This is a genomic window from Polaribacter sp. Hel1_33_96, assembly GCF_002846595.1.
In the GTDB taxonomy this organism is placed as follows: Bacteria; Bacteroidota; Bacteroidia; order Flavobacteriales; family Flavobacteriaceae; genus Polaribacter.
Genome location: NZ_PJMV01000001.1, coordinates 555,236 through 580,982 on the forward strand (window position 1 = coordinate 555,236; position 25,747 = coordinate 580,982).

Genomic DNA, 25,747 nt, shown 5'->3' on the forward strand with positions numbered 1-25,747 from the left:
AATTATTAATGTTAGTTAGCAGGATTTACAACACCTTTATCCCAAAAAACAGTAGAACTTAAGTCTTGTCTTTGTAAAATATTTGGGTTTGCACTTACTTCACTACTTGGGTATAAAACAGTTCTTGGGAAACTACCTGGATTAGTATCTAGACTTCTAGATAATGTTCTTGGGTAACCTGTTCTTCTAATAAAATTAAAAGCATCTCCTGCACCACCATACATTGCTACAAAATACTGCTCTCCCAATAAATCCATTTTGTCTTTAGCGGTTGGGAAACCGGTTCCATCTAAGGCAGTAGTCATTGCAGCTGCATTAAATTCAGCCATTTTAAGAGCAATAAAGGCAGCTACATAAGTTGCATCTGGAGCTTGTGATTTATCAACAGTACCATCTAATGCACCAAAAGATTGAACCTTAGCGATAGATTTTGTCATACCTGCTTCAAAGTGAGTTGCAGCCTCTGCCATGTTTCCTAATGTTAAATTAGCTTCTGCTTTCATAAAGTCTACATAAGACGCAAGGTAAATTGGATCAATACCAGCACCACCGCCACCATTACCCAAGCCTACGGCCTGACCAAAAGATGCACCAATAGATTCTCCTATATAAGGAAAAGCATCAGCTCTCCAATCGAAACTACCACCAGCAGGATAAACCCCTACTGCAGTTCTTGTGAAATTATCTGGAGGTGTACCTTCATCATTTCCATGAAATCTACCCCAATAACCTACAGGCATTGAACACCATATATCTTCATCTGGTGTAAATTGTAAGTGTATTGGTGTGTCTTGCAGTGAACATGATAAAGTTTCTCCGTCACCAGCAGCATTAAATATTAAAACACCACCTGCAGCACCGAATAATCCAAGTACATCTTCAATCAAGGCATAACTCCCTGGAGTTCTCCAGTTTTGTCTGAAGAAATAATATCTTCTTCTTGGATCTGTGTTTGATGAGAAATCTCCATACTGTCCAACCATTGTGTTTATCAACCAATTAGATTGGTAAATGTTTGCTCCTGAAGAAGTATAATCAGCTGCATAATCTGGATGACGTGTGTCTGGAGACAATACGTTGGTTCCATAATTAAATTGAAAATCATCGTCTGTACTTTCTATAACGTTTGTTGCCGCAGCCACTGCTGCATAGTTTCCTACAGTTAAATCTGCACGCATTTGGATTGTGTTTACTAACTTTATCCATTTGTCTGCATCTCCATCATAAAACAAGTCATTACCAGTTCCAATACCACTAGTATTTGTAAAGTGTACTTTTGCTTCTGCTAAAATAGCGATTGCAGCAGTATAGACATCTGCACTACTATCTGCTTTTGGTAGTGGAAACTCATTAGGCTTTCCAGCTTCAGACCAAGGAATATCTCCTAAGAAATCTACCAATTGCATTAATGTATGCGCTTGTAATGTTTTTGCAATACCTAAATGATAAGATAAATCTTTATCTGGATTCGCAATATCTAAAGCTTCAATGGCATTTGTATTAATGGTAATACCTCTTACACCATCATTACTGTAAAACCTAGACCAAACAGCGTTTAATGTTCCATCACCATAATTGTCTAAGTAATTTCTACCAAACATGTAGTCGATTCTACCTAATTCTGCACTATTTGCCTGAAATGTTCTTTGAGTTACTCTGTAGGCTAATTGTATAGAATTTAATAATAAATCTGGATCTGCTTGATCTGAAGATAATTCGTTTGGACTTGCTAGTTGTTCTAGCTCTATTGAATCACAAGAGTAAAACAATGTGCTTGAAGTCACAATTGCTATTAGCAATATTTTATATATTTTTTTCATGATATGTTATTATGTTTAATATTTATTAAAATGATAGTTTTACACTAAAACCATAACGCTTAGAACTAGGTCCGTTTAAATAATCGAATCCTCTACCATTACCAACACCAACACCTGCTACGTTAGGGTCAAAGTTAGCAGCATCTGGAGTATTGTATGCATCATACCATAAGTTAAATCCACTAAATGTGAAAGATACTGCACCAAAAGGAGTTTTGTCTAAAGCACTCTGTGGAAGTGAATATCCAAGTGAAACTTCTTGTAATCTTAATACAGATGCATCATAGATTGTTAATTCTTTGGGACCAAACAATAAGTTAGAAAAATAGTATTGAGAATTATTAATCTGCAATGTATTTGCTTCTCCTGTAGATTCTAAAATACCAGGTAAAATAAACGTTTTATTTCTATCACCATTTATTAACCCTCTACCTAATAAAGTAGCAATTGTACTACTTGCAATGTCTCCACCTTTTGTATGGTTTATTTGAAAGCTAAAAGTAAAGTTTTTATAAGATAATGTATTGTTTAAGTTCATTACATAATCTGGATTTGGATTACCAATAATAGGAGTAATCGATCTACCATCAGGTAAAACAACATTACTTTCTGATAAGTAACTACCATTTGAACCTACTAAAAACTCTCCAGCATCATTTCTTCTAATTCTTGTACCTACAATAACACCTAATTGTTCACCTTTAATCGCTGCGTTTGCTCCAAGATTTGCGCTTGCAGAACCTGCATATAAAATCTGGTCGTCTTCTTGTTCTGTAACAATTTGCTCACTTTGTGTAAAGTTAACACGAGAGTTCCAATTAAAACCGTCACCATCATTTTTAAATATATCTAGACCTAAATCTACTTCAACTCCACTACCTTCTACTTTACCAACATTGGCTTGTGTAGATGTAAATCCAGAAGTTGGTGCTAAAGGTTTTGTTACTATTAAATCTTTAGTTGTTCTGTCAAAATAAGAAAAACTTAAATCAATTCTGTTGTCTAAAAAACGAGCATCAAAACCAACTTCAATTTCACTAATTAACTCAGGTTTTAAATTTGGATTTGCTTGAAAATCACTAACACTGTTAGTTGTTATCGGGCCAAAACCACCAGCATTAACTTGTGTGCTTTGCGATACTGTATTTATTGTTGGATATCCAGAAGGGAAACCTGCAGATTGTCCTAAACCAGCTCTAACTTTTAAATAGTTTAATCCTTTTCCACTGTCAGATTTGAAACCTTCAAATGCTGCGGTTGGAATAAAAGAACCAGAAATACTTGGGTAAAATAAACTGTTGTTTTCAGTTGGTAAGTTAGATACCCAGTCATTTCTACCAGATAAAGTAAGATATGCATAGTTTCTGAAATCAATAGCCGTTTCACCAAAAACACCTACAATGTTTCTTTTTGATGTAAATTGAATTGGTGTTTGATTTTCAAAGTTGAAGTGTTGTAATACACCAAATACAATTTGGCCAGTACTTGAAACACCTTGTTGATCAAAAGTTCTAGATCGAGATGTACCTCCGGCAACAAAACTTAAACTAAAATCTTCTGATAAATCATAACTACCATTAAAAGCTAAATAGTGGTCAAAAATACTTACGTTATTGTCATATGTATCTAAGAAACCAAAAATAGCATTGTTAAAATTCACACCATTTTTGTTTGAGTAAGCTTTATTTCTTTCATTATAAAAGTCAATACCTGCACGATAAGAAACACCTAAATTTTCAGTGATTTCATAAGATAATGTTGCAGATGTAAATACCCTGTTAGTTACTTGCCCATTTTGTGCATTTTTTATAGACCACAGTGGATTGATAATATCGTTACCATTACGGTAATAAATACTACCACCATTTTCTGGTAGTTCAAATGGTAAACCCATTAAATCTACATTTCTTGGTGTAAAGAATACATTACCAAAAGTAGACCAACCTAATGTACCATTTCCTCTACTCGCAGCAACAGGTGGCGAAACCACTTTGTTTTGGGAATAATTCATAGATCCACTAACTGTGAATTTGTTTGATAATTTTGCACGTCCACCTAAAGATAATGTAGTTCTACCAACTCTGTTTCCAGGAGTAAATCCTTCTTCATCTAAATGACCGAAATTTGCATTATAGGTAACATCACCACTATCTGAAGAACCATTGAAGTTTACAGAAAGATTTTGAACAGAACCAGATCTAAAGAAATTTTCAACACTGTTGTAAGGTTTCCATTCATATCTTTCACCTGTAAATTGGTTATTTAAAATGTTATTTCCTCCTAAAAAGTTATTTAAGAAAGCAGAAGAACCATAAGGATGTTCCACAGTACCGTCAGGCTGAATAGTTCCAGCAGGGTCATTATTGTAACCATCTACACCGTCAGCATTAAAAGAAGGTCCCCAGTTACTAAAGAACCAACCAAAAGACTGATCAAAACCACCACCATACTGATCTTGATAATCAGGTACAGATGCGATATCGTTTACGAAGAAAGATTGATTAATTGTAATTTCGTTTTTCTTCTTTTTTCCCGAAGAAGCAGATCCTGCTTTCGTTGTAATTACAATTACACCGTTTCTACCAGCAGTACCATATAATGTAGCTGCTGCTAAACCTTTAAGTACACTTACACTCGCGATATTGTTAGGATCTAAATCTAAAAATCTACTAGAACCAACATTACCATTAAGGAAGTTTCCTTGTGCATTCGTATCACTACTAAATGGCACACCGTCTACTACAAATAATGCTTGGTTACTTCCGTTAATAGAAGAATAACCTCTAATTACTACGTTTGTTGCAGAACCAGAAGTACCACTTTGTGAAGTAATCTGTACACCAGATGCTTTTCCTGATAATATTCTAGCAACATCACCTTCTGCTCGTTGTTCTATTTCTTCAGAACCAACTTCAGCAACTGCATAACCTAAAGCTTTTTTCTCACGCTTTATACCTTGTGCAGTGATAACAATTTCTTCTAAAATCTGACCGCCTTCTTTTAAAGAGACATCGATTACGTTAGAAGATCCAACTGTTTTATTAATAGTTTCATATCCGAGGTATCTAAAAGTTAAAACATCGCCAGTTTTAGCTTTAATCGAATATTTACCATCAAAATTGGTGTCAGTACCTCTCGTAGTACCTTTCACTAATATACTAACTCCTGGTAAAGGACCTGAATCATCAGAAACAGTTCCAGTAACAGTCTTTTCTTGCGCAAATGATATTTGCACGACAAACGCCAGTAATAGCGTTAAAATTCCATTAAACTTTGTTTTCATTGTATAATTATTTGAATTAATTAATCCCAAAAGTCTTAAATAAAACTTAATTAAACAATTATTTAACATAAAAAATCATAAAAAAGTTAATAAAATGTTAAGTCGAAAGAGAATTATTGAAGATTTAAAAATAGCTCAACCAATTTATTATGATTTTATTTTGTTTAAAACCAAAGCTTTGAGTTGAATTTTTTCCAATGGCCGCACTTAATTTTATTTGCGATTTATTTATGTTAAATAAATAACCCAAACCGATTCCTGTAAGGTTGTCTGTGTTGAAATTTGTCTTAAAATTGCCAATATCAGTGATTGTATACAAAAAAGAGGTATTTGAAACCAAAATACGATATTCTATATTCACTAGGATGTAACTTTTTGCAAGGATACTTTGTTCATTGAAACCTCTAATGGACTGAGCACCGCCAATTCTAAATAATTCGTTGTCAATAAAATTAGCGGAAGTTAGATGTCCTAGTTGCGATCTAATATAAACACTGTTTCTGATATTTAAATCATATATGTAGGAAGCAGAAGCTTTAATTTTTATTTGATTATAAGAATTTTGATTTATTTTCCTTTTTCCAAATGTTGGATTAATTTCTAAGTTAAATTTATCACTAAAGAATATGTCATTTTTCGGAAGTTTATATTTCAATTGAAACCCTAAAAATGAATTCCTAAATGATATAATATTATCATTTGTATTGTTGTTTAGCGTCTCTGAGGATTCAGAGGAGTAGGTGAGTGCAAGTTTTAACTTGTTGTTTACATTATAATATAATTTTGAATCAAACTTAGTATTTAAAAAAGTAGAATCTTGTTTATATATTGAGAAGGCTATTTGAGGACTAAATTTTGATTTTAAGATGAAAGGAATTTCAGTTTTTAGTTTAAATTCTTGTTTTTCTGCTCCAATGCTGTTCCAGAACACTTCAAACTTTTCACCTTTATTTAAGATGTTGTTTAATTTTAAGTCAATATTGCCATTAAATAAAATGTCACCGTTTTCTTTAGATGCAAAATTAACCAGACCATCAAAACTGTTGTTTTGTTTTTTATGTAAATACATATAAACAAAAGTAGAATCTTGCGTAAATAATACTTCAGGAGATTTTATTTCTGTAATAAAATTCAAACTTTTTGATGCTTTTGATAATTCTTGCAGTTTTGGTTGATTAAATACGGTATTTGTTTCTAGGTTAAAATAGTTTTTTAAATAAGATTTTGGGAAATTTTCATAGCCTTTTATAATGATCTTGTTAATCATTCTTTTTTTTGATTTTGATATCATTAAATCAGCAAAAACTGTTTTATTTTTTATGACAATATTTTCTAACTTGATTTTAGAAAAGGATTTTCCTTCTTTATCAAGTTTTTTAGAAATGTTAGATAGCGTAGGCTGCAGTTTTTCGATAGGAATTGAAATAGTTCCTTTTTCGTTTCTCACTTTATTGAGATCAATTTCTGAGTTTTTGTTAATGTTAAGAACTACACGCTCTATTTTTACTTTCAAAGAAAAGTAGGCAACATGTTTGAGGTTTTCTTTTTTAATCTCGCTTATTGTAGTGGTCAAGTACCCTTTGTTTTTTAAATAATCAGAAATTCTATTGATTTCTTTTTTTAACGAAATTGTATCCTTGTGTTTGTTTGAGTAATTAATTTTATCTAGAACTAAAACTTCGGTTTTATTTTTAGAGGAAAGTTTTAAAGTTAATTTTTGTGAAAAGAAAGTTTCAAAACAAAATATAAAATAAATTATGGATATAAAATGAATCGCTTTTTGTCTCAAAATAATTAAATTATTAGGTTCAAATGTAAAAGAAAATCTAGAAAATCAAGTAAAAAATAATGATTTAGAAAAAATAACTGACTGATATTTGAATAATTAGAATTTAATTGTACATTTGCGCACTCTTAAAAAAGAGACAATGTTTAATTATAAACGAAAAACAGTAATTATTTAGTATGCCAACTATTCAACAATTAGTTCGTAAAGGAAGAACCAAAATAACTAAGAAGAGTAAATCGGCTGCTTTGTCGTCTTGTCCTCAAAGGCGTGGAGTTTGTACACGTGTTTATACTACAACACCAAAGAAACCTAATTCAGCAATGCGTAAAGTTGCCAGAGTTAGATTGACAAATGGTAATGAGATAAACGCCTACATTCCAGGTGAAGGACATAACTTACAGGAGCACTCGATAGTATTAGTTAGAGGTGGAAGGGTAAAAGATTTACCAGGTGTTAAATATCACGTGGTACGTGGAGCATTAGATACAGCAGGTGTTGAGGGAAGAACTCAACGTAGGTCTAAGTATGGTGCAAAACGCCCAAAAAAGTAAAATTAGTAACTTTTTTAATGTAAAGACATGAGAAAAAGAGCAGCAAAAAAAAGAGTCTTATTACCGGATCCTAAATTTAATGATCAGCTCGTAACACGTTTTGTGAATAACTTAATGTGGAGTGGTAAGAAGTCAGTAGCGTTTAAAGTGTTTTACGATGCGTTAGAGCTCGTAGAAGAAAGAAAAGGAGAAGGCGAGGAAAAATCGGCTTTGGAAATTTGGAAAGATGGTTTGTCAAATGTAATGCCACACGTGGAAGTAAGATCTCGTCGTGTTGGTGGAGCAACATTCCAAATTCCTATGCAAATTAGACCAGATCGTAAAGTATCTATGGCTATTAAGTGGATGATTTTATATACTCGTAAGAGAAATGAGAAAACCATGGCACAACGTTTGGCAGCAGAAATTTTAGCAGCAGCTAAGGAAGAAGGTGCAGCAGTTAAAAAACGTACTGATACTCATAAAATGGCAGAAGCTAACAAAGCATTCTCTCACTTCAGATTTTAATAGAAATGGCTAGAGATTTAAAATTCACAAGAAATATTGGGATTGCAGCACATATTGATGCTGGTAAAACCACAACTACTGAGCGTGTATTGTACTACACTGGTGTTTCTCACAAGATTGGAGAAGTGCATGATGGGGCAGCTACAATGGACTGGATGGAGCAAGAGCAAGAAAGAGGTATTACCATTACTTCTGCAGCAACAACTTGTACATGGCAGTTTCCTACGGAGAATAATGCTCCAGTTGATGATACAAAGGATTACCATTTTAATATAATTGATACTCCTGGTCACGTAGATTTTACTGTTGAAGTAAATCGTTCGTTACGTGTATTAGATGGTTTAGTTTTCTTATTTAGTGCAGTTGATGGTGTTGAGCCTCAATCTGAAACTAACTGGAGACTTGCTGATAATTATAAAGTGCCAAGAATTGGTTTTGTTAATAAAATGGATCGTCAAGGATCTGATTTTATGATGGTTTGTGATCAAGTAAAAACAATGTTAGGTTCTAATGCAGTGCCAATTGTTTTAAATATTGGTGACGAAGAGAACTTTAAAGGTATTGTAGATCTAGTTAAAAATAGAGCTATTATATGGCATGAAGAAGGAATGGGTGCAACATTTGATATTGTTGAAATTCCTGAAGAATTAAAAGAGGAAGCTAAATTATTACGTGCTAACCTTATTGAAGAAGTAGCAAGTTATGATGAGAACTTGTTAGAAAAATTCATGGAAGATGAAGATTCTATAACAGAAGAAGAAGTGCATAATGCATTGAGAGCTGCTGTAATGGATATGGCTATCATTCCTATGATTTGTGGTTCTGCATTTAAAAATAAAGGTGTTCAGTTTCTATTAGATGCTGTTTGTCGTTATTTACCTTCTCCTATGGATAAAGAAGGTATTGTAGGTGTAAACCCAGATACAGAAGAAAAAGAATTGCGTAAACCTGATGTAAAGGAGCCTTTCGCTGCTTTAGCTTTTAAAATTGCTACAGATCCTTTTGTTGGTCGTTTAGCATTCTTTAGAGCATATTCAGGTCGTTTAGACGCAGGTTCTTATGTGTTAAATAACCGTTCAGGTAAAAAAGAACGTATCTCACGTATTTATCAAATGCATGCTAATAAGCAAAATGCAATTGATTATATTGAAGCTGGAGATATTGGTGCTGCTGTAGGTTTTAAATCTATTAAAACAGGAGATACTTTAACTGCTGAAAAATTCCCGTTAGTACTAGAGTCTATGGATTTTCCAGATCCAGTAATTGGTATTGCTGTCGAGCCTAAAACGAAAGCAGATGTTGATAAATTAGGAATTGGACTTGCTAAGTTAGCGGAGGAAGATCCTACTTTTACAGTGCGTTCAGACGAAGCTTCAGGACAGACTATTATTTCTGGAATGGGAGAGTTGCATTTAGATGTACTTGTAGATCGTTTAAGACGTGAGTTTAAGGTTGAAGTTAACCAAGGTCAACCTCAAGTGGAATATAAAGAAGCTATTACAGCTCAAGCGGAACACAGAGAGATTTATAAGAAACAATCTGGTGGTCGTGGTAAATTTGCTGATATTGTATTTACTATTGGTCCAGCTGATGAAGGTGTTCAAGGATTACAATTTGCATCTGTTATTAAAGGTGGAAATGTGCCTAGAGAGTTTGTTCCTTCTGTAGAGAAAGGATTCAAGGAAGCTATGAAGAATGGTCCTTTAGCAGGTTATGAAATGGATTCTATGAAAGTTACATTAAGAGATGGTTCTTTCCACGCAGTGGATTCTGATGCATTATCTTTTGAGTTAGCTGCAAAAATGGGTTATAAAGCTTCTGCTAAGTCTGCAAAAGCAAAGATTATGGAGCCATTAATGAAGTTGGAAGTTCTGACTCCAGAGGCAAATATGGGAGATATCGTAGGAGATTTAAATAGAAGAAGAGGTCAGGTAAATGATATGTCAGACAGAGCAGGTTCGAAAGTGGTAAAAGCAATTGTTCCTCTATCTGAAATGTTTGGATACGTAACAGCTTTAAGAACGATGTCTTCAGGTAGAGCAACTTCTACTATGGAATTCTCACACTATGCAGAGACTCCTTCAAATGTTTCAGAAGAAGTAATAGCAAAAGCAAAAGGATAACCTACTAAAATAATATAAGATGAGTCAAAAAATTAGAATAAAATTAAAGTCTTACGATTACAATTTAGTAGATAAATCTGCTGAAAAGATAGTAAAGACTGTAAAAAGTACTGGTGCTGTAGTAAATGGACCAATACCATTACCAACACATAAAAAGATTTTTACAGTATTACGTTCACCACACGTAAATAAAAAATCTAGAGAACAGTTTCAATTAGCTTCTTACAAAAGATTATTAGATATTTATAGTTCTTCTTCGAAAACTATTGATGCTCTAATGAAATTAGAGTTGCCGAGTGGAGTTGAAGTTGAGATTAAAGTATAAGTAAATATTAACTTTCGGTTTAATTTTGTTAAACCGAAAGTTTTTTATATTTTTGCAGCCCGAAACATAGTAGGGTTATGCTGTTTTTGAGTGAAAATTCAATTATAGTAACATGTCTGGAGCGTTGCGCGAAGGAAAAACGGTAAAAACAAAATCAGCGTTGAATTTGTTTTACGCTTTTTTTTTTGGAAACAACTCGAAAGAGTTAAATGAAACAATAGTTTCGAACAAATAATTATTAATAATAGACGCGCTGGATAATTAAATCTATCGTCTAAAATTTTAACTAAATGTCTGGGTTAATAGGAAGAAAAATTGGGATGACCAGCTTATTTGATGCTAACGGGAAGAATATTCCTTGTACAGTTATCGAAGCAGGTCCTTGTGTTGTCACCCAAGTTAGAACCAAAGAGGTAGATGGCTATAGTGCCTTACAGCTTGGTTTCGATGACAAAAAGGCGAAAAGTTCTAACAAAGCGTTAGATGGTCACTTTAAAAAAGCTGGCGCAACTGCTAAGAAAAAGGTAGTTGAGTTTCAAGGCTTTGAAGGAGAATTTAAATTAGGTGATTCTATATCTGTAGATCATTTTGAAGAAGGCGAATTCGTTGATGTATCTGGTGTATCTAAAGGTAAAGGTTTTCAGGGTGTTGTAAAACGTCATGGATTTGCTGGTGTAGGTCAAGCTACTCACGGTCAACATAACCGATTAAGAGCCCCGGGTTCTATTGGTGCTGCATCTTATCCTGCAAGAGTATTCAAAGGAATGCGTATGGCAGGTAGAATGGGTGGAGATAAAGTGAAAGTTCAAAACTTAAAAGTATTAAAAGTAGTTGCTGAAAAGAACTTACTTGTTGTTAAAGGAGCAATTCCTGGACACAAAAATGCTTTTGTAACTATTCAGAAATAATGAAAGTATCAGTTTTAGATATTACAGGAAAAGATACAGGAAGGAAAGTTGAACTTTCTAAGGATGTATTCGGTATAGAGCCTAATGATCACGCTGTTTATTTAGATGTTAAGCAATATTTGGCAAATCAACGTCAGGGTACGCATAAAGCTAAAGAAAGAGCAGAAATTACTGGGTCTACAAGAAAGATAAAAAAACAGAAAGGAACTGGTACTGCAAGAGCAGGATCAATTAAGTCTGGAGTTTTTAGAGGTGGAGGACGTATGTTCGGTCCAAGGCCAAGAGATTATTCTTTTAAATTGAATAAAAACTTAAAGCGTTTAGCACGTAAGTCTGCTTTAAGTATTCAAGCAAACGATAAAAATTTAGTAGTAGTAGAAGATTTTGATTTTGAAACTCCAAGAACGAAGAATTTCTTAGATGTTTTAAAGGCATTAGATTTAGAGGCTAAAAAGTCATTGTTTGTATTAGGTAGTGAAAATACTAATGTGTATTTATCATCACGTAATTTAAAAAAGTCTAAAGTTGTTAAAGCTTCAGAAATTAATACTTATGGTGTTTTAAACGCTAATAAAGTGATAATTACTGAGAGTTCTTTAGAAGGAATTAATACAAATTTAAGCAAATAGGGATTCGAAATGAGTATTTTAATAAAACCTATTATTACGGAAAAAGCAACAAGCGATAGTGAATTATTTAATCGTTACACGTTCGTTGTAGATAAAAAAGCTAATAAATTAGAAATCAAAGGTGCTGTTGAAGCAGCATATGGAGTTTCTATTTTAAACGTTAAGACTTTAAATTATCCAATTCAAAGAAATACCAAGTTTACTAAAAAAGGTTTAGTAACTGGTATAAAGAGTGGGTATAAGAAGGCTATCGTTCAGGTAGCAGAAGGAGAAAGCATTGATTTTTATAACAATCTTTAAGAAAAGACAGAATGTCAGTTAGAAAATTAAAACCAATAACACCAGGTCAGCGTTTTAGAGTTGTAAATGGGTTCGACACCATAACAACTGATAAGCCGGAGAAAAGTTTACTTGCTCCGAAAAAACGATCTGGAGGTCGAAACAGTCAAGGTAGAATGACAACTCGTAATATAGGAGGTGGTCATAAACAAAGATATCGTATTATCGATTTTAAAAGAGATAAGAATGGTATTCCTGCTACAGTAAAAACTATAGAGTACGATCCAAATCGTACGGCATTTATTGCCTTACTAAGTTATGCTGATGGAGAAAAACGTTATGTAATTGCACAAAACGGTTTAAATGTAGGTCAAACAATTATTGCAGGTAGTGGAGTTGCACCAGAGATTGGTAATGCAATGCCATTAAGCGAAATTCCTTTAGGGACTACGATTTCTTGTATAGAATTACGTCCAGGTCAAGGAGCTGTTATGGCTCGTTCTGCGGGTTCTTTTGCACAATTAATGGCAAGAGATGGTAAGTATGCAACTGTAAAGTTACCTTCTGGTGAAACAAGATTAATCTTGTTAACTTGTTTGGCTACTATAGGAGTTGTATCTAATTCAGATCATCAGTTATTAGTATCTGGTAAAGCAGGTAGAAGAAGATGGTTAGGTAGAAGACCAAGAGTAAATGCGGTAAGAATGAATCCTGTCGATCACCCAATGGGTGGTGGTGAAGGTCGTGCTTCTGGAGGTCATCCAAGATCTAGAAATGGTATTCCTGCTAAAGGATTTAAAACTAGATCTAAGACTAAGGCTAGTAATAAATACATTATAGAACGTAGAAAGAAATAATAAGTTATGGCAAGATCATTAAAAAAAGGACCTTACGTTCACTATAAGTTAGAGAAAAAAGTGTTAGCCAATGTAGACGCTGGTAGCAAAACTGTAATTAAGACTTGGTCTAGGGCAAGTATGATTACTCCAGATTTTGTAGGACAGACAATTGCAGTTCATAATGGACGTCAGTTTGTACCAGTTTATGTAACGGAAAACATGGTAGGGCATAAATTAGGCGAATTTTCACCAACACGTTCTTTTAGAGGACACGCTGGTGCAAAAAATAAAGGTAAAAAATAGTAGGCAATGGGAGTTCGTAAAAAAAATATGGCAGATCAGTTAAAAGCAGACAGAAAGCAACGTGCTTTCGCTAAGCTTACTAACTGTCCTACGTCACCGAGAAAAATGCGTTTGGTAGCAGATCAAATAAGAGGAGTAGAAGTTGAAAAAGCTTTACAAATCTTAAAGTTCAGTCCAAAAGAAGCATCTATAAATTTAGAAAAATTGTTACTGTCTGCGATTGCAAACTGGCAAGCTAAAAATGAAGGTGCAGTAATTGAGGATGCTGGGTTGTTTGTAAAAACAATCTGTGTAGACAGCGCAGGAATGTTAAAAAGATTAAGACCAGCTCCACAGGGGCGTGCTCATAGAATTCGTAAGCGTTCTAATCACGTAACTTTAGAGTTAGGAAGTAAAAATTTAAGTAATTAATCTAAGTAGAAATGGGACAAAAAACAAATCCAATAGGAAATCGTTTAGGAATCATCAGAGGTTGGGAATCTAATTGGTATGGTGGTAATGACTACGGAGATAAAATTGCTGAAGATTATAAGATAAGAGAGTATATTCATGCTAGATTATCGAAAGCAAGTGTATCTCGTGTAATTATTGAACGTACTTTAAAGCTTGTAACCGTTACTATCACTACAGCTAGACCAGGTATTATTATCGGGAAAGGTGGACAAGAGGTAGACAAGTTAAAAGAAGAGCTAAAAAAAATTACAGGTAAAGAAGTTCAAATCAATATTTTTGAAATCAAACGTCCAGAATTGGATTCAAGATTAGTAGCAACTAGTGTTGCTCGTCAAATTGAAAATAGAATTTCTTATAAGAGAGCTATTAAAATGGCTATTCAAGCTACAATGAGAATGAATGCTGAAGGAATTAAAATCCAAATTTCAGGTCGTTTAAATGGAGCTGAGATGGCACGTTCAGAGCACTTTAAGGAAGGTAGAATACCGCTTTCTACATTTAGAGCAGATATTGATTATTCACTTGTTGAAGCTCATACAACTTATGGAAGATTAGGTATTAAGGTATGGATAATGAAAGGTGAGGTATATGGTAAAAGAGAGTTGTCGCCGTTAGTTGGTTTGTCTAAGAAGCAATCTGGTGGTAATAAAGGTGGTGGAGATAGAGGAAAAAGACCGCAACCTCGTAGAAGAAAATAATTTTTAAAATTAGAAATTAAAAATGTTACAGCCAAAAAGAGTAAAATACCGTAAGGTACAGAAGGCGAAAGGAAATATGACCGGTATTTCGGGTAGAGGGAATCAACTTTCTAACGGAATGTTCGGGATCAAATCTATGGACCAAAACTTGTTAACTTCACGTCAAATTGAAGCAGCTCGTATCGCGGCAACGCGTCACATGAAAAGAGAAGGTCAGTTATGGATTAAAATATTTCCAGACAAGCCTATTACAAAGAAACCTTTAGAGGTTCGTATGGGTAAGGGTAAAGGAGCACCAGATCATTTTGTTGCAGTTATTAAGCCAGGTAGAATATTGTTTGAAGTTGGTGGTGTACCAATGGAGGTGGCAAAGGAAGCCTTACGTTTAGCAGCTCAAAAACTTCCAGTAAGAACGAAGTTTGTAGTAGCAAGAGATTTTGATATTAACGCATAATTCTAAACAAAAATGAAACAATCAGAGATAAAAGAATTATCCATAGTAGATCTTACTGAGAAACTTGGAGCGTTGCAAAAGAATTATACTGATCTTAAAATGGCTCACGCAATAACTCCTTTGGAAAATCCATTGCAGTTGAGAGGTTTAAGAAGAACTGTAGCAAGAATTGCAACAGAATTAACAAAAAGAGAATTACAATAATTCTATAGTCAGTTTTAAAGATGGAAAAAAGAAATCTTAGAAAAGAGAGAATTGGTGTTGTGTCTAGTAACAAAATGGAAAAGTCTATTGTTGTTGCAGAAACTAAAAGAGTAAAACACCCAATGTACGGAAAGTTCGTATTAAAGACGAAAAAGTACGTTGCACACGACGAAAAGAATGATTGTAACGAAGGAGACACTGTTAGAATCATGGAAACAAGACCTATGAGTAAATCTAAGCGTTGGAGATTAGTAGAAATCCTAGAAAGAGCTAAATAATATGTTACAGACAGAATCAAGATTAAAAGTAGCAGATAATACTGGAGCTAAAGAAGTTTTAGTAATTAGAGTTTTAGGAGGTACAAGAAAACGTTACGCAAGTATTGGAGACAAAATTGTTGTATCGGTTAAATCTGCAACTCCTAACGGAACTGTAAAAAAAGGTCAAGTATCTAGAGCAGTTGTTGTGAGAACGAAAAAAGAAGTAAGACGTAAGGATGGATCATATATTAGATTTGATGACAATGCTTGTGTTCTTTTAAATCCTACAGAGGAAATGAGAGGAACACGTGTATTTGGTCCTGTAGCGCGTGAGCTTCGTGAGAAACAATTCATGAAAATAGTATCATTAGCACCTGAAGTGCTTTAAATCATTCATAAAATGAAGAAGTTCAAAATTAAATCAGGAGATACTGTAAAAGTAATTGCAGGAGATCATAAAGGATCTGAAGGTAAGGTGATACAAATCATCAAAGACAAGGATAGAGTTTTAGTTGAAGGCGTAAATTTAGTATCTAAACATACTAAGCCAAGTGCTCAAAGCCCTCAAGGTGGTATCGTAAAAAAAGAAGCTTCACTTCATATATCTAACTTAATGTTAGTTGAAGATGGTGTTGCGGTAAGAGTAGGTTATCAGGTTGATGGAGATACTAAGACTAGAGTCTCTAAAAAAACTAAAAAATAAGAATAATCATGAGTTACGTACCAAGATTAAAATCAGAATACAAGGAAAGAGTTATTAATGCTCTAACTGAAGAATTCAGTTATAAGAATGTAATGCAGGTGCCTAAATTAGAAAAAATTGTTATTTCTAAAGGTGTTGGAGCTGCCATTGCAGATAAGAAATTAATAGATTACGCTTTAGAAGAAGTAACGAAAATTACTGGTCAAAAAGCAATTTCTACGATGTCTAAAAAAGATGTTGCAGCATTTAAATTGCGTAAAGGTATGCCAATTGGGGTAAAAGTTACTTTACGTGGAGATAAAATGTATGAGTTTCTAGATAGATTAGTTACAGCTTCTCTGCCACGTGTAAGAGACTTTAACGGTATAAAGGCGAACGGTTTTGATGGTAGAGGTAATTACAATTTAGGAATTACTGAACAAATCATTTACCCAGAAATTAATATTGACCAAGTTAAGAAGATTAACGGTATGGATATTACATTTGTAACATCGGCGGATACTGATAAGGAGGCAAAGTCATTATTAGGAGAATTAGGTTTACCATTCAAAAAAAATTAAGAAATGGCTAAAGAATCAATGAAAGCTCGCGAACGTAAGAGAGCGAAAACAGTTGCAAAGTATGCAGAAAAGAGAAAAGCGTTAAAAGAAGCTGGAGACTATGAAGCATTGCAAAAATTACCAAAGAACGCTTCACCAGTTAGAATGCACAATAGATGTAAATTAACTGGACGCCCAAAAGGTTATATGAGACAATTTGGTTTATCTCGTGTTACGTTTCGGGAAATGGCAAATCAAGGATTAATACCAGGTGTTAAAAAAGCAAGTTGGTAGAAATTAGAAATAAAGCTTATTAATAAAAATAGAATGTGTATGTTTGCACGCTCTATTTTTTTTGAGTAAAAGAATGTTAACTGATTAAAGGTTCAATTATCACAGAGAAATCTGTAGCATAAATAGAGATATTTTGAAAACCGTAATCGCAATTTAAATAAATATGTATACAGATCCAATCGCGGATTTTCTTACTAGAGTAAGAAATGCTATCGCAGCAGGACACAGAGTAGTAGAAATTCCAGCTTCAAACTTGAAGAAGGAAATGACTAAAATTTTGTTTGATCAAGGTTATATTTTAAGTTATCAGTTCAATGACGATAAGGTTCAGGGAACAATTAAGATAGCTTTGAAATATGATAGAGAAACAAAAGAGTCAGTAATTAGAAAAATTCAACGAATTAGTACACCAGGTTTACGTAAATATGTTGGCTCTACAGAGATGCCAAGAGTATTAAATGGACTTGGAATTGCTATTGTTTCTACATCGAAAGGTGTAATGACAAATAAAAAAGCACGTCTAGAGAATGTTGGAGGAGAAGTTTTATGTTACGTTTATTAAGCTATAAGAAATGAGTAGAATAGGAAAAAATCCCGTTAGCATTTCACAAGGTGTAGATGTAAACATAAAAGACAATGTAATAACTGTAAAAGGGAAGTTAGGTGAATTGACCCAAACTATCTCTAAGGGTATTACAGTAACAATTGAAGATGGAATTATCACTTTAGATAGAGCATCGGAAAGTAAAGACCATAAAGCACAGCATGGTTTAATGAGAGCTTTAATCAATAATATGATTGAAGGTGTAAGTAAAGGTTGGACTAAGGATTTGGAATTGGTAGGTGTAGGTTATAGAGCATCGAACCAAGGACAGAAATTGGATTTAGCTTTAGGTTTCTCTCATAATATTGTTTTGGAAATAGCTCCAGAAGTTAAGGTTGAAACAATATCAGAGAAAGGGAAAAACCCAATCATTAAATTATCTTCTTTTGACAAACAGTTAGTTGGTCAAATTGCTGCTAAGATTCGTTCTTTCAGAGCACCAGAGCCATATAAAGGAAAAGGTGTTAAGTTTGTTGGTGAAATATTAAGAAGAAAAGCAGGTAAATCTGCATAATATATAGCATTATGGCATTATCAAAGCTACAAAGAAGAACTAGAATTAAGCGTAGAATCAGAAAAATTATATCTGGTACTGCTACTAAACCAAGGTTATCGGTTTATAGAAGTAACAAAGAGATTTACGCTCAATTAGTGGACGATGTAAACGGAGTAACATTAGCTTCTGTTTCATCTAGAGATAAAGAAATAAAAGCAACTACGAAGGTAGAAGCAGCAACTGCAGTTGGGAAATCAATCGCGGAAAAAGCTTCTAAAGCTGGAATAGAAACTATTGCTTTCGATAGAAATGGTTATTTATATCACGGTAGAGTTAAGTTATTAGCTGAAGCTGCAAGAGAATCTGGTTTAAAATTTTAAGAAATTATGCAAGGTTATAAAAACGTAGAAAGAGTAAAACCAAGTGGATTAGAACTTGTAGATAGATTAGTAGGTGTACAACGTGTTACGAAAGTAACTAAAGGTGGTAGAGCATTTGGATTTTCAGCAATTGTTGTTGTTGGAGATGGTAATGGTGTTGTTGGTCATGGACTAGGTAAATCTAAGGATGTTGCATCTGCAATTGCAAAGGCAATTGAAGATGCAAAAAAGAATTTAGTAAGAATTCCTATTTTAGGAGCAACTTTACCTCATGAACAAAAAGGTAAATTTGGAGGTGCAAAGGTGTTTTTAAAGCCTGCATCTCACGGTACAGGGGTTATCGCTGGGGGTGCTGTAAGACACGTGTTAGAATCAGTAGGGATTCATGATGTGTTATCAAAATCTCAAGGATCTTCAAATCCTCATAACGTAGTGAAAGCAACTTTTAATGCTTTATTACAGTTACGCAGTGCAGCGTCTATTGCTGAACAAAGAGGAATTTCTTTAGAGAAAGTATTTAACGGTTAAATCTAGGAACGATGGCAAGAATTAAGGTTACACAAGTAAAAAGTCAAATCGGGCGTCTTCAGAGTCAAAAAAGAACTTTAGAAGCATTAGGTTTACGTAAAATGAATCAAACTGTAGAGCATGAGGCAACTCCTTCTATAGTTGGTATGGTAAATACAGTTAAACACTTAGTTTCTTTCGAAGAAATTAAATAAGATATTTATAAAAAATGAGTTTACATAATTTAACACCAGCAGAGGGTTCCATTAAAAAAGGAAAAAGAATTGCAAGAGGTGAAGGATCTGGAAAAGGTGGTACCGCTACAAAAGGTCACAATGGTCAAAAATCTCGTTCAGGTTATTCTAGAAAAATCGGTTTTGAAGGAGGTCAAATGCCACTGCAAAGACGTGTGCCGAAATTTGGTTTCACAAATATAAACCGTATTGAGCATCAAGGTATCAATTTAGATAAGTTACAAGCTTTAGTTGATAGTGGAAAAATAACAGATACAGTTAATTTAGATATTTTAATTGCTAATAGATTGGCAGGTAAAAACGACTTAGTAAAAATATTAGGTGGTGGAGAATTAAAAGCTAAATTGAATATAACTGTACATAAATTTACAGCAACAGCAAAAGCGGCTATTGAAGCTGCTGGAGGTGAAGCTGTTACTTTATAACAACCCGTAAATGATGAATTTTATTAATAGATTAAAAGACATTTTTAGCATTGAAGAGTTGAAAAACAAGATTCTTCTTACGATCGGTTTAATTGCTGTGTATCGTTTTATGGCTGCTGTTCCTTTACCGGGAATAGATCCATTACAATTAACGGCATTGAAAGAAAGTACTTCTGGGGGTCTTTTAGGTTTATTGAATGCATTTACAGGTGGAGCATTTGCTAGGGCGTCAGTAATGGCACTCGGTATAATGCCATATATTTCTGCTTCTATTGTAGTTCAGTTAATGGGAATTGCGGTTCCGTATTTACAGAAATTACAGAAAGATGGAGAAAGTGGACGTAAAAAAATTACACAAATTACGAGATGGTTAACCATAGGTATTACGTTAGTGCAAGCGCCTACGTATATTACTGCTATTAAAACTCAGTTTGGCTTAGGTCCTGAAGCTTTTTTGGTGAGTGGTCCAACTTTTTGGATTTCATCGATCATAATTCTTACGGCAGGAACAATATTTGCAATGTGGTTAGGAGAGCGTATTACAGACAAAGGTGTTGGTAATGGTATTTCATTATTAATTACTGTTGGTATTATAGCTAACTTTCCAGCAGCATTTCTGCAAGAATTTGTTGCAAAAACAACAAATGCAGGAGCGGGAGGTATTATGATGGTTTTAATTGAAATTATTGTTTGGTTTGTAGTAATTTTATTAACTGTGCTATTAGTAACTGCCGTAAGAAAAATCGCAGTACAATATGCCAGAAGAACTGTTGCAGGAAACATACAAAATGTTGCAGGGTCTAGAGATTATATACCATTAAAATTGAATGCAGCTGGTGTAATGCCAATTATTTTTGCACAAGCGATTATGTTTGCACCTGTTGCTTTAGCTCAAAAATTTCCGTTTATGGCAAGTTTGCAGGATATTAATGGTTTTGGATATAATGCTATATTTGCATTTTTAATTATTATTTTTAGTTATTTCTACACAGCCATTACTATTCCTACGAATAAAATGGCAGAAGATTTAAAAAGGAGTGGTGGTTTTATTCCAGGAATTAGACCAGGAAAAGATACAGCAGATAGATTAGATTCTGTTTTGTCTAGAATTACCTTTCCAGGTTCATTATTTCTAGCAGCATTATCTATTCTACCAGCAATTGTAGTTCAGTTTGGAGTTCAACAAAGTTGGGCTATGTTTTATGGAGGAACATCATTAATTATTATGGTGGGTGTTGCCATAGATACAATGCAACAGATTAATTCGTATTTGTTAAATCGTCATTATGACGGATTAATGAAGGCGGGAAACAGCAATAGAAAATCGAATAAATAATATGGCTAAACAATCAGCAATTCAACAAGATGGAACAATTACAGAAGCATTATCAAATGCCATGTTTCGTGTAGAATTAGAAAATGGACATATTGTTACGGCTCACATTTCTGGTAAAATGCGTATGCATTATATCAAATTATTGCCTGGAGATAAGGTGAAATTAGAAATGAGTCCATACGATTTATCAAAAGCAAGAATTACTTACAGATACTAAAAACAAAACGAAACAGATGAAAGTTAGAGCATCAGTTAAAAAGAGAAGTGCCGACTGCAAAATAGTGCGCAGAAAAGGTAGATTATACGTAATTAATAAACAAAATCCTAGATTTAAACAAAGACAAGGGTAATGGCAAGAATAGCAGGTATTGATATTCCAAAGAATAAAAGAGGAGTTATCGCTTTAACTTACATCTTTGGTATAGGAAGCAGCAGAGCTGAACAAGTTTTAGCAGAAGCAAAAGTAGATGAGAGCGTTAAGGTTCAAGATTGGACTGATGATCAAATCGCAGCAATTAGAGAACAAGTAGGATCTTTCACAATAGAGGGAGAATTACGTTCTGAGGTACAGTTAAACATCAAGCGATTGATGGATATCGGTTGTCAAAGAGGAATTCGTCACAGACTTGGTCTTCCATTAAGAGGACAAAGAACTAAGAATAACTCTCGTACAAGAAAAGGTAAGAGAAAAACTGTAGCTAACAAGAAAAAATAAGTTAGATAAAGTAATCAAGATCTAATTATGGCTTTGAGCTATACAATTGGAAAACTAAATTACTAAAACTGAAAAATTATGGCAAAAGCAAGTTCAAAAAAACGTAAAGTAATTATTGATGCTATTGGAGAGGCACATGTAACGGCATCTTTTAATAATATCATTATTTCTTTAACAAATAAAAAAGGCGATGTGATCTCTTGGTCATCTGCAGGAAAAATGGGTTTTAGAGGTTCTAAAAAGAATACTCCATATGCGGCTCAGTTGGCAGCAGAAGATTGTGCAAACGTTGCGAAAGAAGCAGGTTTACGTAAGGTAAAAGTTTACGTAAAAGGACCGGGTAATGGTAGAGAATCTGCAATTAGGTCTATCCACAATACAGGAATTGAAGTAACAGAAATTATTGATGTTACACCAATGCCTCACAATGGATGTCGTCCACCGAAAAGAAGAAGAGTATAATTAAATATTTTAACTTGATAGGAATTAGATTATCGAAGGATTAGCCTTAATTCATAATCCCTATCTATAACAAAAAAGAAATGGCAAGATATACAGGACCAAAAACTAAAATTGCTCGTAAATTTGGCGAGGCAATCTTTGGAGAAGACAAAAACTTCGAGAAAAGGAATTTCCCTCCAGGACAGCATGGTAATGCTAGAAGAAGAGGAAAAAAATCTGAATATGCTACTCAATTAATGGAGAAGCAAAAAGCAAAATATACCTATGGTATATTAGAGCGTCAATTCAGTAACTTGTTTAAAAAAGCACAATCTGCTTCAGGTATTACAGGTGAAATCTTATTGCAATTATGTGAATCTCGTTTAGATAACGTTGTTTACAGAATGGGTGTTTCTAACTCAAGAAGTGGAGCACGCCAATTAGTATCTCATAGACACATTACTGTGAATGGTGAAATTGTTAATATTCCATCGTATAGTTTAAATGAAGGTGATGTTGTTGCTGTGAGAGAAAAATCTAAATCTTTAGTAGCTATCGAGAATGCATTAGCGTCTAACAGCAATGTATTTGAATGGTTAACTTGGAATACAGATACCAAAACTGGAACTTTTGTAAAAGTGCCAGAAAGATTACAGATTCCAGAAAATATCAAAGAGCAATTAATCGTTGAATTATATTCTAAGTAATAAATTAATAATATTGCAATTTAGCCAAAGGGTATGTTTGTATTTCTTCAGACTTATATGCCGCGCAACTAATTAGCAATTAAAAAGAAGAAACATATGGCAATTTTAAATTTTCAAAAGCCCGATAAAGTAATAATGATTGAATCTACTGATTTTACTGGTAGATTTGAATTCAGACCCTTAGAACCAGGATTTGGTTTAACTGTAGGAAATGCATTAAGAAGAGTACTTTTATCTTCTTTAGAAGGATTTGCAATTACATCATTAAGATTAGATGGTGTAGAACACGAGTTTTCTACGGTTCCTGGAATTGTAGAAGATGTTACTGAAATTATATTAAACTTGAAGCAAGTTCGTTTTAAGAAACAAATAGATGAAACTGATAGAGAAACTGTTTCAATTTCAGTTTCTGGACAAGAGCAATTTACTGCTGGAGATTTGCAGAAATTTATCTCTGGCTTCCAAGTATTGAATCCAGATTTGGTTATCTGTAATATGGATAAATCTGTAAAATTAAATGCAGAGATTACTATAGAAAAAGGTAGAGGATTTGTGCCTGCAGAGGAAAATAAAAAAGCTTCTGCGCCAATAGGGACAATCTTTACTGATTCTATTTACACGCCAATTAAGAATGTGAAATATTCCATTGAAAATTTTCGTGTAGAGCAGAAAACGGATTATGAGAAGTTAATTTTCGATATAGATACTGATGGGTCAATCAATCCAAAAGATGCTTTAACGGAGGCTGCAAAAATATTAATTCACCACTTTATGTTATTCTCTGATGAGCGTATCACTTTAGAGGCAGATGAAATTGCACAAACCGAAACGTATGATGAGGAATCATTGCATATGCGTCAATTGTTAAAAACTAGATTAATCGATATGGATCTTTCTGTTAGGGCTTTAAATTGTTTAAAAGCAGCAGAAGTAGATACTTTAGGAGACTTAGTTTCTTTTAATAAGAGTGATTTAATGAAGTTTCGTAATTTTGGTAAAAAGTCATTAACAGAGCTAGAAGAATTGGTTATTGTTAAAGGTTTAAACTTCGGAATGGATTTAACAAAATACAAATTAGATAGAGATTAACCTTTCATATTTTGCTCCTCATAATGAGTAGATGCAAGATGAAAGCATAAAACAAACGTCATGAGACACGGAAAAAAATTCAATCATTTAGGTAGAAAAACAGCGCACAGGAAAGCGATGTTAGCAAATATGACTTGTTCCTTAATAGAGCACAAGCGTATTAACACTACTGTAGCAAAAGCGAAAGCTTTAAGAGTATTTGTTGAGCCATTAATTACAAAATCTAAGGTAGATACAACGCACAATAGACGAGTTGTATTCTCTTATCTGCGTGATAAGTTTGCTGTAACGGAATTGTTTAAAGAAATTTCTGTTAAAGTTGCAGACAGACCAGGAGGTTATATTCGAATCATCAAGTTAGGAAATCGTCAAGGAGATAATGCTCCAATGGCAATGGTAGAATTAGTTGATTACAACGAAATTTATAATCCTAAAGGTACAAAAGCTAAAAAATCTACACGTAGAGGAAGAAGCAAAAAAGCTGATGTTGCTCAAGTAGAAGAAACGGTAACAGAAACAAAATCTGAAGAATAATTCAAATTTTGTATCATTAAATATAAGGTTGAAGAAATTAAATTTTCTTCAACCTTTTTTTTTAGGCCTAAATACGATCATCTTTGTGATAATGTATACTTAAGTTGTGACCAATTATTCTTTAAGTATTTAAAATTTTTTGTAACCCATGAACCTTTTGAATCAATGCAGATGCTATATCTTATTTTAAGATTTATTATTTAAGCAAGTTAATTATCCAATTAAAAATTTGCTGATTCCTTTTATCAAATTGGTGATAATAGAATTTGTAACTTCATTTATTGTTACGTCTTTTTGTATTACTAAAAAATAATATTTTCTTCTTTGTGTTTTTTTAGGTATTCTGAATAACCTTTTTGTTTCTTATCTGCAATAATTTATAGACTCAATTTCCTGCTTAAATCAGCTTATTATTTTTTTATTATACTTTTTAACAACTATTAAATTTTTGGAAAACACTTATTTTTTTTTGTTCTTATAATTTAAAGCTACTTTTTTTTTAATAAACGGACCTATTCTAATTGGCATTATTTTTGATAGGTATTAGGTTAATTATAATATATTAGCTTATGAAAATTTTTATTCTAATTACTCTATTTTTTTGTGTTTTTCAATTAAATGCTCAAGATAATCAGGGGGTTATTAATAATACTGGTTCTTCCGTGTTAAGAGCAGGTAGTGCAGTACAAAGTTCATATGGTTCCATGGCTTATTTTTATAATCCGAAAGTAAAAGTAGAGGGTTCAGTATATCTTTTTAATAATTGGGAAAATAATGCAAGGATTTATACAAAAGACAATTACACATATTTATTAAGAAACATAAATTTAAACCTAGAGATGAATTCATTTGTTTCTAAAGTAGCTGTAGATTCTATTTATACTTTTAATATACAGAATGTTGATAAGATTATTATTGAGAATAAAATTTTTAGGCAGTACATATTAAATGAAAAAAAACACATATTTCAAGTGGTTTATGAATCGAGTAAATTTGCATTATTAAAAAGTATTCATGTTCAATATGTTAAAGCTTCTGCCAATCCTATGATTAATAGGCCAAATGATAAAGTAATAAAAAGATATTCTTATTTTATATATAAAGACAAAGAGTTTACAAAAATTAAGCTCACTAAAAAAAATGTATTAAATCTTTTTCATTCATCTAAATTAGAGAATCTAAAAAAATACGTGAGAAGAAATAGATTATCTTATTTTATTGAAGAAGATATCAAAAGAATATTAACACATGCGGGTAGCATATAAGAATATTTAAATAATTAACCATAATATTAAAAC

At 33.2% G+C, this 25,747-nt stretch carries 36 protein-coding genes; 33 read left to right on the forward strand and 3 right to left on the reverse strand.

Features of this window, described 5'->3' with window-relative positions:
* Positions 1–11 precede the first annotated feature (11 nt).
* The 3 genes from ATE90_RS02485 to ATE90_RS02495 form a co-directional block, all read right to left on the reverse strand.
* Complete coding sequence (locus ATE90_RS02485; RefSeq protein ID WP_036783580.1) at positions 12–1,820, reverse strand: SusD/RagB family nutrient-binding outer membrane lipoprotein; 1,809 nt, start codon at positions 1,818–1,820, stop codon at positions 12–14.
* Between the two features lie 25 nt (positions 1,821–1,845).
* Complete coding sequence (locus ATE90_RS02490; protein ID WP_036788031.1) at positions 1,846–5,103, reverse strand: SusC/RagA family TonB-linked outer membrane protein; 3,258 nt, start codon at positions 5,101–5,103, stop codon at positions 1,846–1,848.
* Positions 5,104–5,227: 124 nt separating this feature from the next.
* A complete protein-coding gene (locus tag ATE90_RS02495) occupies positions 5,228–6,892 on the reverse strand; it encodes a ShlB/FhaC/HecB family hemolysin secretion/activation protein (RefSeq protein ID WP_036783582.1) in 1,665 nt (554 codons plus the stop codon).
* Between the two features lie 176 nt (positions 6,893–7,068).
* Between ATE90_RS02495 and rpsL the strand changes: the two genes are divergently transcribed.
* From rpsL to ATE90_RS02660, 33 genes are all read left to right on the forward strand, one after another.
* A complete protein-coding gene (gene rpsL / locus ATE90_RS02500) occupies positions 7,069–7,443 on the forward strand; it encodes a 30S ribosomal protein S12 (protein WP_018943587.1) in 375 nt (124 codons plus the stop codon).
* A gap of 27 nt (positions 7,444–7,470) precedes the next feature.
* Positions 7,471–7,950, forward strand: a complete 480-nt coding sequence (gene rpsG / locus ATE90_RS02505) for a 30S ribosomal protein S7 (RefSeq protein ID WP_026775259.1) — start codon at positions 7,471–7,473, stop codon at positions 7,948–7,950.
* 5 nt (positions 7,951–7,955) lie between these two features.
* Complete coding sequence (gene fusA, locus ATE90_RS02510; protein ID WP_036783586.1) at positions 7,956–10,073, forward strand: elongation factor G; 2,118 nt, start codon at positions 7,956–7,958, stop codon at positions 10,071–10,073.
* 19 nt (positions 10,074–10,092) lie between these two features.
* The gene (gene rpsJ / locus ATE90_RS02515) at positions 10,093–10,398 is read left to right on the forward strand and encodes a 30S ribosomal protein S10 (RefSeq protein WP_004568745.1); all 306 of its coding nucleotides are present in this window, start codon (positions 10,093–10,095) and stop codon (positions 10,396–10,398) included.
* 290 nt (positions 10,399–10,688) lie between these two features.
* Positions 10,689–11,306, forward strand: a complete 618-nt coding sequence (gene rplC, locus ATE90_RS02520; RefSeq protein ID WP_036783590.1) for a 50S ribosomal protein L3 — start codon at positions 10,689–10,691, stop codon at positions 11,304–11,306.
* Positions 11,306–11,935, forward strand: coding sequence for a 50S ribosomal protein L4 (gene rplD / locus ATE90_RS02525; protein ID WP_036783593.1), 630 nt, complete (start codon positions 11,306–11,308; stop codon positions 11,933–11,935). Before rplC ends, rplD begins: the two co-directional genes overlap by 1 nt.
* A 9-nt stretch (positions 11,936–11,944) precedes the next feature.
* The gene (gene rplW, locus ATE90_RS02530; RefSeq protein WP_036783594.1) at positions 11,945–12,235 is read left to right on the forward strand and encodes a 50S ribosomal protein L23; all 291 of its coding nucleotides are present in this window, start codon (positions 11,945–11,947) and stop codon (positions 12,233–12,235) included.
* 11 nt (positions 12,236–12,246) lie between these two features.
* Positions 12,247–13,071 (forward strand): 50S ribosomal protein L2, encoded by an 825-nt coding sequence (rplB, locus tag ATE90_RS02535; protein WP_036783595.1) that lies wholly within the window; start codon positions 12,247–12,249, stop codon positions 13,069–13,071.
* Positions 13,072–13,077: 6 nt separating this feature from the next.
* Complete coding sequence (gene rpsS / locus ATE90_RS02540) at positions 13,078–13,356, forward strand: 30S ribosomal protein S19 (RefSeq protein WP_036783597.1); 279 nt, start codon at positions 13,078–13,080, stop codon at positions 13,354–13,356.
* Positions 13,357–13,362: 6 nt separating this feature from the next.
* Complete coding sequence (gene rplV, locus ATE90_RS02545) at positions 13,363–13,767, forward strand: 50S ribosomal protein L22 (protein WP_036783603.1); 405 nt, start codon at positions 13,363–13,365, stop codon at positions 13,765–13,767.
* 11 nt (positions 13,768–13,778) lie between these two features.
* Entirely contained in the window at positions 13,779–14,507 is a 729-nt protein-coding gene (rpsC, locus tag ATE90_RS02550; protein ID WP_036783605.1) for a 30S ribosomal protein S3, read from the forward strand.
* A 22-nt stretch (positions 14,508–14,529) separates the two neighbouring features.
* Complete coding sequence (rplP, locus tag ATE90_RS02555) at positions 14,530–14,961, forward strand: 50S ribosomal protein L16 (protein WP_036783609.1); 432 nt, start codon at positions 14,530–14,532, stop codon at positions 14,959–14,961.
* Positions 14,962–14,973: 12 nt separating this feature from the next.
* Entirely contained in the window at positions 14,974–15,165 is a 192-nt protein-coding gene (gene rpmC, locus ATE90_RS02560) for a 50S ribosomal protein L29 (RefSeq protein ID WP_036783611.1), read from the forward strand.
* Between the two features lie 20 nt (positions 15,166–15,185).
* Positions 15,186–15,443: a 30S ribosomal protein S17 gene (gene rpsQ, locus ATE90_RS02565; protein ID WP_018943599.1), complete on the forward strand. Its 258-nt coding sequence runs from the start codon at positions 15,186–15,188 to the stop codon at positions 15,441–15,443.
* A 1-nt stretch (position 15,444) separates the two neighbouring features.
* On the forward strand, positions 15,445–15,813 hold the full coding sequence (gene rplN, locus ATE90_RS02570; RefSeq protein ID WP_004568733.1) for a 50S ribosomal protein L14: 369 nt from the start codon (positions 15,445–15,447) through the stop codon (positions 15,811–15,813).
* Between the two features lie 12 nt (positions 15,814–15,825).
* Positions 15,826–16,128: a 50S ribosomal protein L24 gene (gene rplX, locus ATE90_RS02575; RefSeq protein ID WP_036783615.1), complete on the forward strand. Its 303-nt coding sequence runs from the start codon at positions 15,826–15,828 to the stop codon at positions 16,126–16,128.
* Positions 16,129–16,136: 8 nt separating this feature from the next.
* Positions 16,137–16,688 (forward strand): 50S ribosomal protein L5, encoded by a 552-nt coding sequence (gene rplE / locus ATE90_RS02580; RefSeq protein ID WP_036783617.1) that lies wholly within the window; start codon positions 16,137–16,139, stop codon positions 16,686–16,688.
* A gap of 3 nt (positions 16,689–16,691) precedes the next feature.
* A complete protein-coding gene (gene rpsN, locus ATE90_RS02585; RefSeq protein ID WP_087522448.1) occupies positions 16,692–16,961 on the forward strand; it encodes a 30S ribosomal protein S14 in 270 nt (89 codons plus the stop codon).
* Between the two features lie 163 nt (positions 16,962–17,124).
* Positions 17,125–17,523 (forward strand): 30S ribosomal protein S8, encoded by a 399-nt coding sequence (gene rpsH, locus ATE90_RS02590; protein WP_036783621.1) that lies wholly within the window; start codon positions 17,125–17,127, stop codon positions 17,521–17,523.
* Positions 17,524–17,533: 10 nt separating this feature from the next.
* Positions 17,534–18,079: a 50S ribosomal protein L6 gene (gene rplF / locus ATE90_RS02595; RefSeq protein ID WP_036783623.1), complete on the forward strand. Its 546-nt coding sequence runs from the start codon at positions 17,534–17,536 to the stop codon at positions 18,077–18,079.
* Between the two features lie 11 nt (positions 18,080–18,090).
* Positions 18,091–18,441 (forward strand): 50S ribosomal protein L18, encoded by a 351-nt coding sequence (rplR, locus tag ATE90_RS02600; RefSeq protein WP_036783625.1) that lies wholly within the window; start codon positions 18,091–18,093, stop codon positions 18,439–18,441.
* A gap of 3 nt (positions 18,442–18,444) precedes the next feature.
* Positions 18,445–18,969, forward strand: coding sequence for a 30S ribosomal protein S5 (gene rpsE, locus ATE90_RS02605; protein WP_052107482.1), 525 nt, complete (start codon positions 18,445–18,447; stop codon positions 18,967–18,969).
* An 11-nt stretch (positions 18,970–18,980) separates the two neighbouring features.
* Entirely contained in the window at positions 18,981–19,163 is a 183-nt protein-coding gene (gene rpmD / locus ATE90_RS02610; protein WP_036783629.1) for a 50S ribosomal protein L30, read from the forward strand.
* A gap of 14 nt (positions 19,164–19,177) precedes the next feature.
* A complete protein-coding gene (gene rplO, locus ATE90_RS02615; protein ID WP_036783631.1) occupies positions 19,178–19,627 on the forward strand; it encodes a 50S ribosomal protein L15 in 450 nt (149 codons plus the stop codon).
* A gap of 13 nt (positions 19,628–19,640) precedes the next feature.
* Entirely contained in the window at positions 19,641–20,963 is a 1,323-nt protein-coding gene (gene secY, locus ATE90_RS02620) for a preprotein translocase subunit SecY (protein WP_036783633.1), read from the forward strand.
* A 1-nt stretch (position 20,964) separates the two neighbouring features.
* On the forward strand, positions 20,965–21,180 hold the full coding sequence (infA, locus tag ATE90_RS02625; protein ID WP_004568721.1) for a translation initiation factor IF-1: 216 nt from the start codon (positions 20,965–20,967) through the stop codon (positions 21,178–21,180).
* Positions 21,181–21,196: 16 nt separating this feature from the next.
* The gene (gene ykgO, locus ATE90_RS02630; RefSeq protein WP_004568720.1) at positions 21,197–21,313 is read left to right on the forward strand and encodes a type B 50S ribosomal protein L36; all 117 of its coding nucleotides are present in this window, start codon (positions 21,197–21,199) and stop codon (positions 21,311–21,313) included.
* Positions 21,313–21,678, forward strand: coding sequence for a 30S ribosomal protein S13 (rpsM, locus tag ATE90_RS02635; protein ID WP_036783636.1), 366 nt, complete (start codon positions 21,313–21,315; stop codon positions 21,676–21,678). The genes ykgO and rpsM overlap by 1 nt, the downstream gene beginning before the upstream one ends.
* A 78-nt stretch (positions 21,679–21,756) precedes the next feature.
* Positions 21,757–22,140, forward strand: a complete 384-nt coding sequence (gene rpsK / locus ATE90_RS02640; protein WP_036783638.1) for a 30S ribosomal protein S11 — start codon at positions 21,757–21,759, stop codon at positions 22,138–22,140.
* An 80-nt stretch (positions 22,141–22,220) separates the two neighbouring features.
* A complete protein-coding gene (gene rpsD / locus ATE90_RS02645) occupies positions 22,221–22,826 on the forward strand; it encodes a 30S ribosomal protein S4 (protein WP_036783640.1) in 606 nt (201 codons plus the stop codon).
* Positions 22,827–22,922: 96 nt separating this feature from the next.
* On the forward strand, positions 22,923–23,915 hold the full coding sequence (locus ATE90_RS02650; protein WP_036783642.1) for a DNA-directed RNA polymerase subunit alpha: 993 nt from the start codon (positions 22,923–22,925) through the stop codon (positions 23,913–23,915).
* A 60-nt stretch (positions 23,916–23,975) separates the two neighbouring features.
* Positions 23,976–24,449 (forward strand): 50S ribosomal protein L17, encoded by a 474-nt coding sequence (gene rplQ / locus ATE90_RS02655; protein ID WP_036783644.1) that lies wholly within the window; start codon positions 23,976–23,978, stop codon positions 24,447–24,449.
* 569 nt (positions 24,450–25,018) lie between these two features.
* Positions 25,019–25,714, forward strand: a complete 696-nt coding sequence (locus ATE90_RS02660; RefSeq protein ID WP_036783646.1) for a hypothetical protein — start codon at positions 25,019–25,021, stop codon at positions 25,712–25,714.
* The last annotated feature ends 33 nt before the right edge of the window (positions 25,715–25,747 follow it).

Excerpts from the sequence above, each read along its gene's own strand:
- ATE90_RS02485 (WP_036783580.1), bottom strand. The coding sequence starts at position 1,820 with ATGAAAAAAATATATAAAATATTGCTAATAGCAATTGTGACTTCAAGC.
- ATE90_RS02490 (WP_036788031.1), bottom strand. The coding sequence starts at position 5,103 with ATGAAAACAAAGTTTAATGGAATTTTAACGCTATTACTGGCGTTTGTC.
- rpsL (WP_018943587.1), top strand. The coding sequence starts at position 7,069 with ATGCCAACTATTCAACAATTAGTTCGTAAAGGAAGAACCAAAATAACT.
- rpsG (WP_026775259.1), top strand. The coding sequence starts at position 7,471 with ATGAGAAAAAGAGCAGCAAAAAAAAGAGTCTTATTACCGGATCCTAAA.
- fusA (WP_036783586.1), top strand. The coding sequence starts at position 7,956 with ATGGCTAGAGATTTAAAATTCACAAGAAATATTGGGATTGCAGCACAT.
- rpsJ (WP_004568745.1), top strand. The coding sequence starts at position 10,093 with ATGAGTCAAAAAATTAGAATAAAATTAAAGTCTTACGATTACAATTTA.
- rplC (WP_036783590.1), top strand. The coding sequence starts at position 10,689 with ATGTCTGGGTTAATAGGAAGAAAAATTGGGATGACCAGCTTATTTGAT.
- rplD (WP_036783593.1), top strand. The coding sequence starts at position 11,306 with ATGAAAGTATCAGTTTTAGATATTACAGGAAAAGATACAGGAAGGAAA.
- rplW (WP_036783594.1), top strand. The coding sequence starts at position 11,945 with ATGAGTATTTTAATAAAACCTATTATTACGGAAAAAGCAACAAGCGAT.
- rplB (WP_036783595.1), top strand. The coding sequence starts at position 12,247 with ATGTCAGTTAGAAAATTAAAACCAATAACACCAGGTCAGCGTTTTAGA.
- rpsS (WP_036783597.1), top strand. The coding sequence starts at position 13,078 with ATGGCAAGATCATTAAAAAAAGGACCTTACGTTCACTATAAGTTAGAG.
- rplV (WP_036783603.1), top strand. The coding sequence starts at position 13,363 with ATGGGAGTTCGTAAAAAAAATATGGCAGATCAGTTAAAAGCAGACAGA.
- rpsC (WP_036783605.1), top strand. The coding sequence starts at position 13,779 with ATGGGACAAAAAACAAATCCAATAGGAAATCGTTTAGGAATCATCAGA.
- rplP (WP_036783609.1), top strand. The coding sequence starts at position 14,530 with ATGTTACAGCCAAAAAGAGTAAAATACCGTAAGGTACAGAAGGCGAAA.
- rpmC (WP_036783611.1), top strand. The coding sequence starts at position 14,974 with ATGAAACAATCAGAGATAAAAGAATTATCCATAGTAGATCTTACTGAG.
- rpsQ (WP_018943599.1), top strand. The coding sequence starts at position 15,186 with ATGGAAAAAAGAAATCTTAGAAAAGAGAGAATTGGTGTTGTGTCTAGT.
- rplN (WP_004568733.1), top strand. The coding sequence starts at position 15,445 with ATGTTACAGACAGAATCAAGATTAAAAGTAGCAGATAATACTGGAGCT.
- rplX (WP_036783615.1), top strand. The coding sequence starts at position 15,826 with ATGAAGAAGTTCAAAATTAAATCAGGAGATACTGTAAAAGTAATTGCA.
- rplE (WP_036783617.1), top strand. The coding sequence starts at position 16,137 with ATGAGTTACGTACCAAGATTAAAATCAGAATACAAGGAAAGAGTTATT.
- rpsN (WP_087522448.1), top strand. The coding sequence starts at position 16,692 with ATGGCTAAAGAATCAATGAAAGCTCGCGAACGTAAGAGAGCGAAAACA.
- rpsH (WP_036783621.1), top strand. The coding sequence starts at position 17,125 with ATGTATACAGATCCAATCGCGGATTTTCTTACTAGAGTAAGAAATGCT.
- rplF (WP_036783623.1), top strand. The coding sequence starts at position 17,534 with ATGAGTAGAATAGGAAAAAATCCCGTTAGCATTTCACAAGGTGTAGAT.
- rplR (WP_036783625.1), top strand. The coding sequence starts at position 18,091 with ATGGCATTATCAAAGCTACAAAGAAGAACTAGAATTAAGCGTAGAATC.
- rpmD (WP_036783629.1), top strand. The coding sequence starts at position 18,981 with ATGGCAAGAATTAAGGTTACACAAGTAAAAAGTCAAATCGGGCGTCTT.
- rplO (WP_036783631.1), top strand. The coding sequence starts at position 19,178 with ATGAGTTTACATAATTTAACACCAGCAGAGGGTTCCATTAAAAAAGGA.
- secY (WP_036783633.1), top strand. The coding sequence starts at position 19,641 with ATGAATTTTATTAATAGATTAAAAGACATTTTTAGCATTGAAGAGTTG.
- infA (WP_004568721.1), top strand. The coding sequence starts at position 20,965 with ATGGCTAAACAATCAGCAATTCAACAAGATGGAACAATTACAGAAGCA.
- ykgO (WP_004568720.1), top strand. The coding sequence starts at position 21,197 with ATGAAAGTTAGAGCATCAGTTAAAAAGAGAAGTGCCGACTGCAAAATA.
- rpsM (WP_036783636.1), top strand. The coding sequence starts at position 21,313 with ATGGCAAGAATAGCAGGTATTGATATTCCAAAGAATAAAAGAGGAGTT.
- rpsK (WP_036783638.1), top strand. The coding sequence starts at position 21,757 with ATGGCAAAAGCAAGTTCAAAAAAACGTAAAGTAATTATTGATGCTATT.
- rpsD (WP_036783640.1), top strand. The coding sequence starts at position 22,221 with ATGGCAAGATATACAGGACCAAAAACTAAAATTGCTCGTAAATTTGGC.
- ATE90_RS02650 (WP_036783642.1), top strand. The coding sequence starts at position 22,923 with ATGGCAATTTTAAATTTTCAAAAGCCCGATAAAGTAATAATGATTGAA.
- rplQ (WP_036783644.1), top strand. The coding sequence starts at position 23,976 with ATGAGACACGGAAAAAAATTCAATCATTTAGGTAGAAAAACAGCGCAC.
- ATE90_RS02660 (WP_036783646.1), top strand. The coding sequence starts at position 25,019 with ATGAAAATTTTTATTCTAATTACTCTATTTTTTTGTGTTTTTCAATTA.